This is a genomic window from Streptomyces sp. NPDC033136 (genome assembly GCF_055578235.1).
In genome coordinates, this window is the sequence record NZ_JBVIPD010000035.1 from 43,937 (window position 1) to 58,888 (window position 14,952).

The window sequence follows — 14,952 nt, forward strand, 5'->3', positions numbered from 1 at the left end:
CGGTGGGCGGGGAGGGCACCGGACAGGCCCTGGCTGTCTCAGGGGGTGGATCGGGGCGGGCAGTTGTCCGACGTTCTTTCCTGTGGTGGCTATGCCGAGAGCCAGGCTGCCTGGTCAGGTGCCAGCAGGTCGTCTTCTACGGGGCCGCTGGAGAGCAGGATCGAGGCGTGTTCGGGGAGTGGGTACGGCTCGGCGGAGAGGTTGACCACGCAGGTGAAGCCTTGGCCGCGACTGAAGGCGAGGACTCCCTCGGGGCTGTCCAGCCAGGTGAGGGTGCCGTCGCCGAGGGCGGGGTGTTCGCGGCGCAGGTGCAGGGCCGTGCGGTAGAGCTCCAGCATCGACGTCTTGTCGCCGGTCTGTGCCTGCACGGTGCGCTCGCCCCAGTTGGCGGGTTGGGGGAGCCAGGGGGCGGCGGAGGCGCCGTCGGGGCTGAAGCCGAAGGGGGTGGTCCGGCCGGACCAGGGGATCGGTACCCGGCAGCCGTCCCGGCCGCGGTCGGTGTGGGCGGAGCGTTCCCAGATGGGGTCCTGGAGGACGGATTCCGGGAGGTCCTCGACCTCGGGCAGGCCGAGTTCCTCACCCTGGTAGACGTAGGCGCCGCCGGGGAGGCCGAGCATCAGCAGGGCCGCCGCGCGGGCGCGGCGGGTGCCGAGGGCCGGGTCGGGGGGTCCGTCGGGTCGGTAGGGCTCGGTGGGTGACCAGCGTCTGACCGTCTTGCGGGCGTAGCGGCTGGCGTGGCGCATGACGTCGTGGTTGGAGAGCACCCAGGTGGCCGGCGCGTCGACCGCGCTGAGGAGAGTGAGCGAGTCGTCGATGACCGTACGTAGGTCCTTCGGATCCCAACTGGCCATCAGGAAATCGAAGTTGAAGGCGGTGTGCAGGCCGTCCCCGCGGACGTAGGCGGCGAGGCGCTCCGGGGTGTCCGTCCAGGCTTCCGCCACGAACGCCCGGTCGCCCCCGTACTCGTCGGCCAGCCGGCGCCAGGTCCGGAAGATGTCGTGGACCCCGTCGCGGTCCCAGTGCGGGTGTCCCGTGTCCTGGCGGGGTGGCAGGTCGGGCAGTTCGGGGTCCTTGATCAGGCCGTGCGCCACATCGATACGGAAGCCGTCCACGCCCCGGCTGAACCAGAACCGCAGGATCGACTCGAACTCCTCCCGCACTTCCGGGTGTTGCCAGTTGAGGTCGGGCTGTTCCGGAGCGAACAGGTGCAGGTACCACTCGCCGTCGGGCAGCCGGGTCCAGGCGGGGCCGCCGAAGACCGACACCCAGTTGTTGGGCGGCTGAGTGCCGTCGGGACCGCGGCCGGGGCGGAAGATGTAGCGCTCCCGCTCCGGAGTGCCGGGGCCGGCGGCCAGTGCCGCCTGGAACCAGGCGTGTTGGTCCGAGGTGTGGTTCGGGACGATGTCCGGGATGACGCGGATTCCGTACCCGTGTGCCTCCTCGATGAGTTGCTCGGCCTCGGCGACGGTGCCGAACAGCGGGTCGATCTCGCGGAAGTCGGCCACGTCGTAACCGTGGTCCGCCATCGGGGACTTGTACCAGGGGTTGATCCAGAGGGCGTCCACACCGAGCGACTTGAGGTACGGCAGACGGGAGCGGAGGCCGGCGATGTCGCCGACGCCGTCACCGTTGCCGTCGGCGAAGCTGCGGATATAGACCTGGTAGATGACGGCGCTGCGCCACCACGGTGCGGTGTTACCGGTTGTCGGCATGCGGTTGTGCACTCCTTCGGTGGGGGCGCGGTGCGGGTCGCTACGGGTTCGCCCGCCGCTACTCCTTGACGGCTCCGGCGTTGGCGCCCCGGACGAAGTAGCGCTGGAAGCAGAAGAACAGCACCGCCACCGGCAGCGTCGACAGCAGGGCCGCCGCCAGTTTCAGCGGGTACTGGGTGCCGCTGCCCAGGCCACCGGAGACGAACCGGGCCAGTCCGGTCGTCAGCGTCTCGTACTGGGCGGACTGGGTGGCGACCAGGAAGTGGGTGAACTCGTTCCAGGAGCCCTGGAACGACAGGATGGTCAGAGTGATCAGGGCGGGCCGGGCCATCGGCAGGACCACCGACCAGAAGGTGCGGAACACCCCGGCGCCGTCCACCCGCGCGGCTTCCTCCACTTCCCGCGGGATGGACTCGAAGAACTGCTTCATCATGAAGATGCCGCCCGCGCCCACCAGCATCGGCAGGATCATGCCGGTGTAGGTGTCGAAGAGCCCGAGGGTGTTGAGCACCAGGAACCGCGGGATCAGCAGGGCGATGCCGGGCACCGCCATCACGGCGATGACGAAGCCGAACAGCAGCGTGCGTCCCCGGAAGCGCAGCCGGGCCAGCGCGTACCCGGCCATGGAGTCGAACAGCACATGCCCGGCCGTGGCCACGACGGCGATGAACGTCGAGTTGCCCAGCCAGCGCAGGAAGGGGACGCCGTCCCCGTTCTGGCTCAGCCCGAACAGTCGCTGGTAGGAGGCGGTCGTCGGCGGGGACGGGATCAGTCCGAGGGGGTGGGCCGCCGCGTCCGGGTCCGTCTTGAACCCGGTAACGAGCTGGATGACGAACGGCATCAGATACAGCAGCCCGAGCCCCAGCACGAGCGTGTATCCAAGTATCCGCAGGTGCGTCGGGTGCCGTCCGAGCACGGGGCGTTCCTGGGCCCGGACGGCCGTGGCCTTGGCCTTCATCGGTTCCTCCCGAGACGGAGACGGATACGGGAGCTGGGCCGGGGGGCGCGCTCGCGCAGCGCCCAGCGCTGCAGCACGGTCATGGCCAGGATCAGGGCGAGCAGGATGAAGGCGATGGCCGCGCCCTGGCCGAAGTCGCCGTCACCGAAAGCCGCCGTGTAGGACAGGAAGGCGGGCGTCAGTGTCGTGTTGGCCGGGCCGCCCTGACTCACGACGTACACCTGGTCGAAGACCTGCCACGAGCCGATCATGCCGAGTGTGAGGACGAAGAAGAGTACGGGTCGCAGGGCGGGCAGCGTCACATGGCGCAGCAGCTGCAGACGGTTGACGCCTTCGATGGCGGCCGATTCCTCCAGTTCCCGGGGGACGTCCTGGAGGGCGGCCAGGAAGATCAGCATCAGGGTGCCGGACGTCGTCCACACGGCGAGCACGATGAGCGTGCACATCGCGACGGACGGCCCGGACAGCCACTCGAACCACGAAAGGCCCATGAAGGAGTGGTCGGCCAGGAATCCCGAGGGCCTGTCGGGGTCGACGATGCCGAGGGCGCCGAGCAGGAGTGAGAGCACGCCGCGCGAGTCGGCGAACCAGTTGGGTCCCTTGATCCCGGCCCAGGACAGCAGCGTGTTGACGGCGCCGCTGCCCTGGAACAGGAAGAGGAAGATGGTGGAGACGGCGATGGAGCTGGTGACCGACGGGAAGTAGAACGTGGTGCGCAGGGCGCCCCGGGCGCGCAGCAGCCGCTGGTTGACGATCATGGCCAGGCCCAGCGCGAGGCAGGTCTGGAGCGGCACGGTGAGCAGCACGTAGTAGGCGGTGTTGCGCAGCGAGGTCGTGAACAGCGTGCGGTCCAGGCCGTCCTCGGTGAGGAGTGCGCGGTAGTTGCCGAGGCCCACGAACGTCGCCTGGCCGCTGAACGGGTTGGACTGGCCGTCCCAGTTCAGCAGGCTCACCCAAGCCGCCATCAGGATCGGCAGCACCAGGAACAGGCCGAGGATGATCACCATGGGGCTGACGAACAGCCAGCCCCAGAGTCCTTCCCGGCGGCGCCCCGCGCGCGGGGCGAGGTGTGCGCGGGGCGCCGCGTGCGGACCGGTCCCACCGGGCGTGTCAGGTGTGCCCGGTGAGCCGGCCGTTCGGGGGTCCGCAGCTGCGGACGCCGGGGTGGCGGTGGGGGTGGCGCCGCCGGGCGCCCGGCTCGAGCGGCGCGTCGGACGGGAAACCATGGCGGCTCATTCGCCCTTCGCCAGGGCTTGTTCGCCGTTGCGCTGCAGGTCGGCGAGGATCTTCGCCGGATCGCCGGTGCGCAGCGACTGAAGGCCGGTGTTGAACTGGCCGAGGACCTTCTCGAAGCCGGGTATGGTCACCGGGCCCTGGGCGTAGGCGTTCGCGTCGACCCATGCCTTTGCGGCGGGCACCTTGTCGGCGTAGGTGGCCTGGGCGCTGGTGCGCGAGGGCATCACGCCGAAGGCGTCGGCGAACTTCAGCTGCTGGGTGGCGGAGGTCAGATACTTCACCAGGTCCACGGACGCGGCCCGGTGCGTGCTGTCCTGGGCGACACCCCAGCAGGTGCTGAAGGCGAGCGAGCCCTTCCCTGCTGGTCCTTCGGGCAGGGGCACGGCCTTGTACTTGATGTTCGGGAAGTCGAGCTTCATGGCGCCGGTGAGCCAGTTGCCCTCGATGGTCATGGCGGCCTTGCCCTTGCCGAACGCCTCACCGCCCCATGCGGTGTCGACCTGCTTGGCGTACTTCAGGGAGCCATCTTTCAGCAGCGACTGCACATAGGTGAGCGCTTCGATGTTCTGGCTGCTGTCGGCGGTCATCTTCGTCTGGTCGGCGTTGGTGATCGCACCGCCGGCCTCCTTCATGAAGGCGCCGAGCCGCACGTACTCGTCGTTGGTCACCAGGCCCGTGACATCACCGCTGGTGAGCTTGGCCGCGACGGTCTTCAGCTCGGCCCAGGTGGTCGGGTAGTCCTTGTCCGTCAGCCCGGCCTTCTTCCACAGGTCGGTGTTGATCGCCAGCGCGAGCGTGGAGGTGTCCTTGGGCAGACACATCAGCTTCCCGTCGTAGGTGAAGGACGACCGCAGCGGCGCGGCGAAGTCGTCGACGTCCTTCACCTGGTCGCCGTAGGCGTAGAGGGAGCCGCCCTTGGCGTAGTTGGCGAACAGGTCGGACGGAACGTAGAAGACGTCCGGCGGATTGCCCCCGGCGAATGACTGCGTGAGCTGCTGGTTGAGATCCTTGGCGAGCTCCACGGTCACCGTGTTGCCGGACTGCTTCGCGTACGCGGCCACGGCCTCCCTGACGGCCTTGGTCTCGGCGTCGCCCGAGGTGCCGATGAGGACCGTCAGTTTCTGGCCGGAGCCGGTGTCCTGCTGTGCTTCCTTGCCGCCGCCGAAACTCGACGAGCAGCCCGTGGCGGCCAGCAGCGCCGCGCAGGTGACGATGGCCGCGGTGGCCTTTCGGTTGACCATGGAAATCCTCCGTGGGATGCGGGTGTGACGTGCGGCTCCACCCGGTCCGCGCGGGATGCGGGTCCGGGGTGGGGGGGAGGAGAGGGAGAGGTCTCGAAGATGAAGGGGTGCCGGGCAGACTGGTCACCCGGCCTGGCGGCTGCTGTCCGGGGCAAGGGAGGGGGCGCCGGAGCGGCTGCCTGGTCAGGGCGGCTGCACTCGGCTCCGGGCGCCCAGCGGCTGCTACTCGGCTAACTCGGTCGTGTCCGCGGTGCCGTCGCACGGTGCGCCGCTGCTGTCGCGCACGACCAGGGACGGCTCCAGCAGAAGGCGCTCCGGCGGTGCGTCTGGCGCGGCGATCCGCGCCAGCAGCAGCCGTACGCACTCCCGGCCGACCTCCTCCAGCGGCTGGGCGACGGAGGTCAGTGCGGGGAAGAGGTTCTCGGCGGTCGGCGAGTCGTCGAAGCCGACCACGGCGACATCGCGGCCGGGGGCGGCGCCGCGCTCGCGCAGCGTCTGGTAGCAGCCGAGGGCCAGCATGTCGCTGGCCGCGATCACGGCGGTCGCGCCCGCGTCCAGGAGCGGTTTCACGGCGGTGCGGGCCGCGTCGATGTCACCCACCGTCTGCGCGCGCCGCCCGCGGGTCGGCAGTCCGTGCCGGCGCATGGCCCGCTGCCAGCCCTCGGCACGGTCGTCACCGGAGCCGGAGCCGCGTTCCCAGCCCAGGAAGGCGATCTTGCGATGCCCGAGGGCGACCAGGTGCTCGACCGCGGCGTCCGTGCCCGAGGCGCCGTCGACGTCGACCCAGTCGCCGATCTGCCGCCCCGACCAGATTCGGCCGAAGGCGACGAACGGTACACCCCGCTTGGCGAGCCACGCCTGGCGCGGGTCGTTGCGGGCGGTGCCGCTGAGCACGAAGCCGTCGACCTCGTGCTGGTCCAGCAGTTCCTCGTACCCCTGAAGGGTCGGGCCGCCGGGCGGGCAGGCGAACAGCAGGATCCGGTATCCGGCCTCATCGGCGGCCTGCGACAAGGCGTGCAGGAACCGGTCCAGGACCGGGTTGCTGCTCAGTGTGGGCAGGATGCCGTAGCCGATCAGCTTGCTGGAGCGGGTGCGGAGCGTCTGCGCGGCGCGGCTGGGGCGGTAGCCCATCTCCTCGATCACGCGGCTCACCCGCTCCAGGGTCTCGGGGCGCAGCATGCCGGGCGAGTTGATCGCGTTCGACACGGTCTGCGGGGAGACCCCGGCCCGGGCGGCGACCATCGCGAGGGTCACCGGGCCGTTCTTGGCCGAGGCAGTGTTCTTGGCGCGGGGCATGCGGCTCTCCGGCTTGCTGAGGAGATGTGGGTCGGTTTTAGCGTTCCAAAAGCGTTGTCATCGCTCTGACGTTTGACTTAGTGTCCTTTGAACGATCTAACGCTGAGAGGTTCTACTTCCTTGGACACCACTGTCAAGACCCAGGACACCAACGGCTCGGTCACGGCGCCCTCCTCCGCGACCGGCGGCCTGCAGCCGTTCCTGCATGACGCGGTCGTCACACTGCACGCGCCGAGCCTCGTGATCTCGAGAGAAGACGGGCAGCTCAGCGGGGGTGCGGACGGCTTCTACCACGGCGACCGACGGGCGCTTTCCCGGCTGACCGTCACCGCCGAGGGCATCGCTCTGGCGCCCGTTCAGGGCGGGCTGCGGGGCGCGGACCGCGCCGGCTTCCGGGCGGTCCTGCGCGGGCTCGGCGAGGTGACACCGGACCCGGCCGTCGCCCTGCACCGCCGCCGCAGCACCTCCGACGGCCGCTTCGAGGAGGTCTTCGAGGTCACCAACGCGGGCGGCGAGCACGTCCGCCTCCGGCTGACGGTGAGCGCGGGCACGGACCTCGCCACCATGGAGCAGGTCAAGTCGGGACACGTCATCGCGGAGGCGTCGCCGCAGGTCGCGGACGGCGACACCGTCGGCCTCGCCTGGTCCACGGACGACTTCACCGTACGACTGGCCGCCGAGCCCGCACCGGACGCGCTTCAGGTGCCGACGGGCGAACTGTCCTACGACATCGACCTCAAGCCCGGCACATCGTGGACGGCGACAGTGACCTGCACCGCCACCTACGCGGACGGCGACCAGTTCCCGGCGCCGCCCGCGGGCCGACTGCCCTGGCGCATCCCCGTGCTGCGCAGCGCGGACCGTCGCTTCGACCGGTGGCTGGAGCAGTCCCTCGCCGACCTGGACCGGCTGCGCCTGACGGACCCGCGGTCGCCCGACCCGGACCGCCCGGACCAGTTCCTGGCCGCCGGCGCCCCCTGGTTCCTGACCCTCTTCGGCCGCGACTCGCTCTGGGCCGCCCGCATGCTCCTCCCGCTCGGCACCGAGCTCGCCGCCGGAACCCTGCGGACACTCGCCCGGCGCCAGGGCCTGGTCACCGACTCGGCCACGGAGGAGCAGCCGGGCAAGATCCTTCACGAAGTGCGCCGCGACACCCTCCAGATCGCGGACCGCCTCTCCCTCCCGCCGGTGTACTACGGCACGGTGGACGCCACACCGCTGTGGATCACCCTGCTCCACGACGCCTGGCGCTGGGGTCTGGCCCCGGAGGAAGTCGAACTACTGCTGTCCCACGCCGAGTTGGCGCTCGCGTGGATGCGTGACCAGGCAGACGCCAGTGGTGACGGGTTCCTCAAGTACGTCGACCAGACCGGCCACGGCCTGTCCAACCAGGGCTGGAAGGACTCCGACGACTCCATCCGCTACCGCGACGGCCGCCGCGCCCACGCTCCGATCGCGCTGTGCGAGGTCCAGGCGTACGCCTACGAGGCCGCACGCGCCGGAGCTGCGCTGCTGCGCGCGTTCGGCCGCCCGGGCGCGGACGCCTGGGAGGACTGGGCGGACCAGCTGGCCGCCCGCTTCCGGGCGTGTTTCTGGGTGGAGGACGAGAAGGGTCCGTACCCGGCGGTCGCGCTCGACGGCGACGGCAGGCCGGTCGACTCGGTCACCTCTGGCTTCGGCCACCTCCTGGGCACGGGCCTGCTCAACGCGGAGGAGAGTGCGCTGCTGGCCGCCCGGATCGCCGGGCCCGACCTCGACGCGGGGCACGGTCTGCGCACTTACAGCAGCGACGCGGTGGGCTACAACCCGTACGGCTATCACGTCGGTTCGATCTGGCCGCACGACACCGCGATCGCCGTACACGGCCTGATCAGGGCCGGCTTCCCGGACGCCGCGGCATCCCTGGCCGACGGCCTGTTGACGGCGTCGGCAGCATTCGACGCCCGCCTGCCCGAACTCTTCGCAGGCCACGGCACCGAGGCGGGCCCCGGCCCGGCCCCCTATCCAGCGTCCTGCCGTCCCCAGGCGTGGGCGGCCGCGTCCTCGGTCCTCGTGCTTCAAGCGGCCTTGGGCCTGAACGCGGACGTCCCGGGCGGCACGGTCACCGTGGCCTCCACGTTCGCCCGGAACTACGGACCGCTGTCCCTGAACGGGTTCCAGGTCGATGGGAACCGACTGGACGTCACGGTGACAGCGGACGGAGCAGCGCAGGTGACGCCACCGGGGGAGTTGGTCGTGACCATGGCCTGATGTGACTGAGCGCGCTACGTGGTGCTGGCCGCCCATCCGGACACGCGGTCAGAACCCGCTACATGGCCATCACATGACGAGGGCGGGGTCGGAAACCCCGCCCGCTACTCATGAAATCCCAGGTCAGAGCCACACCAGGCAATAAGGCTGATGCCCCGCCTCATGCAGCCGATGCGAGAAGTCCTGCCACTCATGAAGCCGATTGAGGGCGGGAGGGTGCTGGCCTGGGGTTTCTTGGCGATGTGTGCGCTGACCAGGGGAAACGTCTCTCCGTAGTTCTCACTGGTCTACGCCGTTTCCCGGGCTCATGTGCCCTGGATGTGCCCTCGGGCTCGATACGAGCGACTTGTGCGTGCCGGCTCGACAGCCGACTCGCCGTTCTCTGAGTGTGGTTCAGTCCCGGAGGTCTTGGACCATCACCGCGTACACGGGTGAGTCGGCGAATGGTTGTTGCTCGCCGACTTTGGAGTACCCCCACGACTCATAGAGTTCCTGCACCTTGGGGTGGGTGACGTCGACCAGGAGCACGGCGAGCTCTTCCGTACGTTCCTTGAGCAGCGCCTCGTGCAATCGCTCGGAGATGCCCTGCTTGCGCCAGCCGGGGCGGACCATCACCTCGGACACGGCATAGGTAGAGGTGTAGCCGTTGTTCGGCTCGTAACCCGTGGAGCGCCACCACTCCCGGCCAGGGGCGAGCTGGGCGCCGTAGGCGAAGCCGACGGGTTCCTCTCCGTCGTAGGCCACGACACAGGAGAAGCCCTCCATGCCGCTCCAGTGGTCGACGAACCAGGCGAAGCGCTGGTGGAAGGGGTCGTCCATCTGGTCGGCGTAGGCGTCGGCGTGTACGTCGATGAGCATCTGCCGGAAACCTTCGGGGAGGTTTCCGTGCTGGAAGTGACGTAGGTCGGTCACGCTCGACTCCATTCGGTTCGCATTCGGTCTGCCCAGTCTCGTGCGCAGGAGGTGGAAGGGGACAGGGCGAACAGGCCCCGGTGGAAGTCGCCGATGAGCGTGCGCATACGGCCGGGCAGGGGATCGCCATCCATGATGGTGAAGACGTCGGCGGCTGTCACTGTGGCTTGTTCGGCGTCGCCCTGGTGCAGTTGCGCGAGAGCAAGTTGGGCCGTTGCGAGCGCCCTGTTGCGCCGGAAGGTTGTCGGGATCTTGGCCAGGGCGCGGTGAGCCATGGCTTCGGCGTGGGCGTGGTGTCCGCTGTTGTAGTGGACGATGGCGGCGAGGTGATCGAGTTCGGCCTGGCCGTAGAAAGCTGTCCAGCGCGGGCGCTCGCGTTCCGGAGTCTTGATGAAGGCGTCCTGGGCCGATCCGAGGGATCGCCCAGCGATGCGGCCATCGCCGAGTGCCGCGTAGGCGAGGGCGGCGCGGATACGACCCAGGGAGTCGAAGAACGGGTCACGTCGAGCGGCCGGGGAGGCTTGTGCGGCCTGAGCTGCCGCGAGAGCTTCCGGCCAGTTCTGGCGCTGGTAGGCGAGCATGGACAGGTTGACCCACACCCGCATTTCGGTGGGGCCGTCCTGGGATAGGCCGGCGTACGTCGCGGATTCGTTCAGGTGCCGTTGCGCCTGGTCGAGGTTGCGGGCGTCGATGCAGGACCAGGCCGCGATGGTGGAGTATTCAGCGGCCAGCGCGTACAGAGCTCGGCGGACGCGTTCGCCGGCGTTGCGCTGCTGCAACTCCAGTACGCCGTCGCGGCCTTTCATTGCCGCCTTCTCCAACTCCGTGTGACCACCCTGGCGGTCGTCGGCTGCGACGAGGGCGTTCATCCCGGTGGCGGCTCGAGCCACATCTGACATGCCGACCGCGCGGCGCTGGGCGATCTGGGGAACCGCGGCGGCTGCGGTCCCGGTGGCCGAAGCGATGAAGGTGCGACGCCGCACAGGGTCCTCCTGCGGGTGGTGCATGGTGCGTGGTGCGCTGAACCCTAAGTCCTCGACGGGGCACCCGAACACCCACTCCAGCGCGGCGCATGTACGGCTGATGGGGCGGCGGGACGTTCCGTTGAGCAGGTTGCGGACGGTGCGGGCGGAGACATCGCCGGGTCTGCCGGTGATCTCTGCCAGCGCAGTGTTCATCCGACCAGCCAATTCATCCTGGGTGAGGCCGAGTTCCTCCAGCCGGCTCTTGAGGATGGCGTTCGCTCCCATGCCACCGACCGTAGACCGGCAGTCACCGACTGAACCAGACCCCAGGTCACGGGAATGCAAAGTCTTCCGGTTCGAGGCGGCGGTGGGAGCACGACCTTTCCTGTTCCTCTCGGGCCACAGGCGGTTGACTCGGTATCAGCCCGTCGAGGTCCTGATTCCCCCTTCCTCGACGGCTTGGAGGAGAGCCCGCCCCCGGCGCCACCCCGTCGCGGGGGCGGGCGTCCACCCCGGAGGGATGTTCCTGTGACCATGACCGCAGCCCGACCTACTGCGACCGGCGCCCCCGGTTACACCGAGACGATGCCGTGCGAGCCGGAATCCGCTCGCCGGGCCCGCCTGCTCGTCTCCGCAGCCCTAAGCACTTGGGGCATAGGCGAGTTGGCTGAGGCTGGGGTGCAGATTGTGGCCGAGCTGGTCAACAACGCAATCGACCACACTCGGTGCCGGAACGTCCGTGTCCTGGTCACGCGTCCAACCCAGGGCGTGGTGCGTATCGGCGTCGCCGACACATGCAGGGAAGGCCCCGAGCTGGGCAGCCCCGACGACGACGCCGAGGAGGGGCGCGGCCTGCTCCTGGTGGAGGCCCTCAGCTGGAGATGGGGATACGACCGGAAGCGCTGGGGCAAGGTCGTGTGGGCCGAGCTGGAAGTGCCGGCCGAGTGCTGAGGCCCCGGGTGTCCTTACGTCTGATGGATGCCGACGAGCTGGTGGACGATCCCAGCCCAGAGGCGTGTGTAGAACTCACCCTCGGTCCCTTCCGTGCCACGAGCGACCCCGGCACCGAGATATTCGCCGCGCCCCTGCGCATCACGCCCGTGGATCTCCTCCGGCTGCACATGGAGTCGGACCTTGCGCTCGGGGAAATCCGAGCCGAGGCCACAAGGGCGGAGACCGAGTATCAGCGGCGACTTAGCCGCTGGCACGAGGAGGGCCGAGCGGCGGTCGAGGGCAGGGAGCCGGAGGTGACACTCCTCGTGCGTGTGCTTGAGGGACTCCGTCGGCAAGTTGTCGCGCCGGTCTGACACCGCTCCGAGGCGACCGGCGCTTGACAACTCCCGCTGGGCGCCTCGATGTCCGATGCGCTTGGTGAGCGAGCAAGGCAGTCGAGACACAGGCACTATCCGTAGAGAAAGGAAGACCGTGTTCAACTACATGGACCGATTCCCCACCGGCAGCCCGCTGCCACAGGGACACCTGACCGCCGCTCCTTGGGGCCTGCGTCGCATCGCCCCGTACCCGTCCGTCGAGGCCCCGGACTACGTGGCGGTGGAGCTGGACCCGGCGACCCAGACCGCCCGGTACTTGGACGCGTCCGGAGCGCCCACCATGTCGCCGGGGCATGGCACATCTTCCGGTACCAATCCGTCCACCGGCACCACGGGCCAGGGCGACCGTAACAGCGACTCCCCTGACAGCGACACGGGGAACGACACCGACCAGTGACTCCAGTGGCGAACGACGATCGTCCGGTCCTGGTTGTCACAAACCTTGACGACCCGACCACGGACATCGTGATCAGCGAGCTGCACGACCGGGGTGTCCCGGTCGTGCGGTTCGACTCCGGTGACTTCCCCGCCACCCTGTCGTGCTCCGCCTCGATCGGCGACACCGACAGGTGGCGTGGAAGCGTGCAGACCCTGAGCAGGCGTGCCGACCTGGGCGCCGTGAGGTCGATGTACTACCGTCGCCCCTCTGGGTTCGCCTTCCCTCACCTCGACAGGCAGGAAGAGCGGTTCGCCATCGCGCAGGCCCGCTACGGGCTGGGTGGCATCCTCACTTCGCTGCCCGGCTGTCTGTACATCAATCACCCCAACCGCATCGGCGACGCCGAGTACAAACCGTCCGGACTCGCGGCCGCAGCGGCGGCCGGCTTCACCCTGCCGCCCACGCTGATCACCAATGTGCCTGACGACGCGCGGGCGTTCATCAAGGGTCACGGCCCGGCCATCTTCAAACCCATCTCGGTCCCGCTCTACCTGGTCGACGGCAAGGCCCAGACGGTTCCCGTGACTGAGGTGACCACCGACGAGATCGACGACGCGGTGGCCGGCACCATGCACCTGTTCCAGAAGTGCGTGGACAAGGTCGCGGACGTCCGGGTGACGGTCATCGGCGAACAGATCTTCGCGGTGCGAATCGACTCCGGTCTCCTCGACTGGCGCACCGACTACGGCACCCACACCTACACGCCCGTCACCACGCCGCCTGAGGTGGAGCGCACCATGCGTGCCTACCTGAAGCACTTCGGGCTTGTCTTCGGGGCGTTCGACTTCGCCTTGACCGACTCCGGCGAGTGGGTCTTCATCGAGTGCAATCCTTCGGGGCAGTGGGCTTGGATGGAGCCGCCGACCGGTCTGCCCATGACCGCGGCACTCGCCGATCTCCTGGAAGGAGGACTCCGTGGCTAGTGAGCCCCATGCCGAGACAGCGGCAGCCGACTTCCGACGCCAACTGGCAGCCGGACTGGAGAAGGACGGCTGGCTGCGCTCGCCGGAGTGGCGGGCAGCCGTTGAGGCAGTACCCCGCCACGTGTTCATCCCGCGCTTCTACCGCGAGAGCGACGGCCCGGGTGTCACCACCTGGGAGCCGGTCACCGAGGCGAACGTCGGCCAGGACGCGTGGCTCCGCCTCATCTACTCCGACGAGACGTGGATGACCCAGTTCGACGGCCGGGACATCGACTGGGCCGATCCGAAGCCGATCAGCAACGCGGTCCCGACCTCATCGTCCACTCTGCCGAGCCTCGTAGTCCGGATGCTCGAAGACCTGGATGTGCACGAGGGCATGAGCGTGCTGGAGATCGGGACAGGCACCGGCTACTCGACGGCACTGATGTGCCACCGGCTCGGCAGTGAGGCCGTGACCTCGATCGAGACGGACGAAGGTGTGGCACGGCGAGCCCGCGAGGCTCTCGCGAGGTCCGGCTATACCCCTGACCTGGTGGTGGGGGACGGCCGCGTCGGCCACCTCGACGGAGCCCCCTACAACCGGCTGATCGCCACGTGCGGTTTCCGGAACATCCCCCCTGCCTGGCTGGAGCAAGTGCCGCCCGGCGGCGTCATCCTGACCACTCTGCGCGGCTGGATGCGCTCCCTCGGCCTGGTGAAGCTCATCGTCACCGGCGACAGCGCGAGCGGCTGGTTCAGCGAGGACGACCCGAGCTTCATGATCGCCCGCCAGCAGGATGCGCCGGAGAGCCTCGGCATGGTGCCGGGGCCCGACGATGGCACGAAGCGGAAGGTCACGCACGGGCCGGAAGTCCTCACCGGTTCGGGGCCCGGCTTCATGGCACAACTCGCGGTGCCAGATGCCCGCTTCTTCTCCATGCCGATCGATGGCGGACCGGTGAGCACGTTCGTGCTGGACGGCGGCACTGATTCGTTCGCCGTCCTCGCTCCCACGGACAGTGGCTGGGAGGTCCGCCAGGGTGGCCGGCGCCGACTCTGGGATGCGGTCGAGTCGGCGGTGGCCACCTGGGAGGAGTACGGCTCACCGAGCACTGCCGCGTTCGGGGTGACGGCATCCCGCGATGCGCAGGTGGTCTGGCTCGGGAACCCGAACGGCCCTCAATGGCCGCTTTCCGCCTCGTGATCAACGCCGCCGAGCTTGATGCTCCTGCGAAGGCCGTACGGCTGGGCGCTCTGGCACATGGCGGGCATTTGCTGCCTGCGCTCTCGGTCCCGGCGCGTGGCGTTCGCCGAGGCGACGGACGCGCCAAGTAAGGGCGCGGGCAGGGCTGCGGGCGTCGTCCAGGGTGCGTTGGCTGAGTGCCCGGTCGAGGAGGGTGGACGCGTTGTGGCCAGCAGCCTCTGCCTCGGCGAGCACGGTGGACAGGGCATCCCAGGCAGGGTCGTTGAGGATGCGTTCGGCGTGCTCGGGCAGCGCCTGTTGGAGGTGGTAGGCGTAGCGCCGCTTGGTCTGCAGGCTGGGTGCCCGGCTGGCGAGGCCGACCAGGACTGGTTCGGCGATCTGGGCGTACACGGCCTGCAGGTGGATCAGGGTCTGTCAAGCACCGGGTTTCGTGGAGACTGAGTTAGCTGGTTTTCTGGAGTGACGCAGGAGGTTCGGCCGAGAGGTAGTGGGCGGCCTCGTGTTCG

Annotated in this window: 13 protein-coding genes and 1 pseudogene; 6 read left to right on the forward strand and 8 right to left on the reverse strand. The window is 69.2% G+C overall.

Translation table 11 applies throughout. The features are described from left to right. Positions 1-89: 89 nt before the first annotated feature. The 5 genes from ACZ5TL_RS37405 to ACZ5TL_RS37425 form a co-directional block, all read right to left on the reverse strand. Positions 90-1,712, reverse strand: coding sequence for a glycoside hydrolase family 13 protein (locus ACZ5TL_RS37405; RefSeq protein WP_356925322.1), 1,623 nt, complete (start codon positions 1,710-1,712; stop codon positions 90-92). A gap of 58 nt (positions 1,713-1,770) precedes the next feature. Next, a complete protein-coding gene (locus tag ACZ5TL_RS37410) occupies positions 1,771-2,670 on the reverse strand; it encodes a carbohydrate ABC transporter permease (RefSeq protein ID WP_149830125.1) in 900 nt (299 codons plus the stop codon). Continuing rightward, positions 2,667-3,677, reverse strand: coding sequence for a carbohydrate ABC transporter permease (locus ACZ5TL_RS37415; RefSeq protein ID WP_149830145.1), 1,011 nt, complete (start codon positions 3,675-3,677; stop codon positions 2,667-2,669). The genes ACZ5TL_RS37410 and ACZ5TL_RS37415 overlap by 4 nt, the downstream gene beginning before the upstream one ends. Positions 3,678-3,902: 225 nt before the next feature. Beyond that, positions 3,903-5,147, reverse strand: coding sequence for a sugar ABC transporter substrate-binding protein (locus tag ACZ5TL_RS37420; RefSeq protein ID WP_149830124.1), 1,245 nt, complete (start codon positions 5,145-5,147; stop codon positions 3,903-3,905). A gap of 222 nt (positions 5,148-5,369) precedes the next feature. Beyond that, the gene (locus ACZ5TL_RS37425) at positions 5,370-6,443 is read right to left on the reverse strand and encodes a LacI family DNA-binding transcriptional regulator (RefSeq protein ID WP_362934643.1); all 1,074 of its coding nucleotides are present in this window, start codon (positions 6,441-6,443) and stop codon (positions 5,370-5,372) included. Positions 6,444-6,563: 120 nt separating this feature from the next. On the opposite strand from ACZ5TL_RS37425, the gene ACZ5TL_RS37430 reads away from it, so the two are divergent. Beyond that, positions 6,564-8,693, forward strand: coding sequence for an amylo-alpha-1,6-glucosidase (locus ACZ5TL_RS37430; RefSeq protein ID WP_468595247.1), 2,130 nt, complete (start codon positions 6,564-6,566; stop codon positions 8,691-8,693). Between the two features lie 393 nt (positions 8,694-9,086). Here the strand turns inward: ACZ5TL_RS37430 and ACZ5TL_RS37435 are convergent, their stop codons facing one another. Together ACZ5TL_RS37435 and ACZ5TL_RS37440 are read right to left on the reverse strand one after the other, a co-directional pair. Continuing rightward, positions 9,087-9,617, reverse strand: a complete 531-nt coding sequence (locus ACZ5TL_RS37435; protein ID WP_468595248.1) for a GNAT family N-acetyltransferase — start codon at positions 9,615-9,617, stop codon at positions 9,087-9,089. Then, positions 9,602-10,855 (reverse strand): XRE family transcriptional regulator, encoded by a 1,254-nt coding sequence (locus ACZ5TL_RS37440; protein ID WP_468595249.1) that lies wholly within the window; start codon positions 10,853-10,855, stop codon positions 9,602-9,604. The genes ACZ5TL_RS37435 and ACZ5TL_RS37440 overlap by 16 nt, the downstream gene beginning before the upstream one ends. A 300-nt stretch (positions 10,856-11,155) precedes the next feature. On the opposite strand from ACZ5TL_RS37440, the gene ACZ5TL_RS37445 reads away from it, so the two are divergent. The 5 genes from ACZ5TL_RS37445 to tgmC all read left to right on the forward strand — a co-directional run bounded on the left by ACZ5TL_RS37445 (position 11,156) and on the right by tgmC (position 14,446). Next, the gene (locus tag ACZ5TL_RS37445; RefSeq protein WP_468595253.1) at positions 11,156-11,521 is read left to right on the forward strand and encodes an ATP-binding protein; all 366 of its coding nucleotides are present in this window, start codon (positions 11,156-11,158) and stop codon (positions 11,519-11,521) included. A gap of 23 nt (positions 11,522-11,544) precedes the next feature. Beyond that, positions 11,545-11,877: a hypothetical protein gene (locus tag ACZ5TL_RS37450; RefSeq protein ID WP_246204293.1), complete on the forward strand. Its 333-nt coding sequence runs from the start codon at positions 11,545-11,547 to the stop codon at positions 11,875-11,877. A gap of 118 nt (positions 11,878-11,995) precedes the next feature. Continuing rightward, a complete protein-coding gene (gene tgmA, locus ACZ5TL_RS37455) occupies positions 11,996-12,298 on the forward strand; it encodes a putative ATP-grasp-modified RiPP (protein WP_149830118.1) in 303 nt (100 codons plus the stop codon). 5 nt (positions 12,299-12,303) lie between these two features. Further along, complete coding sequence (gene tgmB / locus ACZ5TL_RS37460) at positions 12,304-13,263, forward strand: ATP-grasp ribosomal peptide maturase (RefSeq protein ID WP_468595250.1); 960 nt, start codon at positions 12,304-12,306, stop codon at positions 13,261-13,263. Continuing rightward, positions 13,256-14,446, forward strand: coding sequence for an ATP-grasp peptide maturase system methyltransferase (tgmC, locus tag ACZ5TL_RS37465; protein WP_468595251.1), 1,191 nt, complete (start codon positions 13,256-13,258; stop codon positions 14,444-14,446). Before tgmB ends, tgmC begins: the two co-directional genes overlap by 8 nt. Here tgmC and ACZ5TL_RS37470 read toward each other — a convergent pair. Further along, a pseudogene (locus ACZ5TL_RS37470) lies at positions 14,447-14,860 on the reverse strand (mobilization protein); the annotation flags it as partial. Positions 14,861-14,952: the final 92 nt, after the last annotated feature.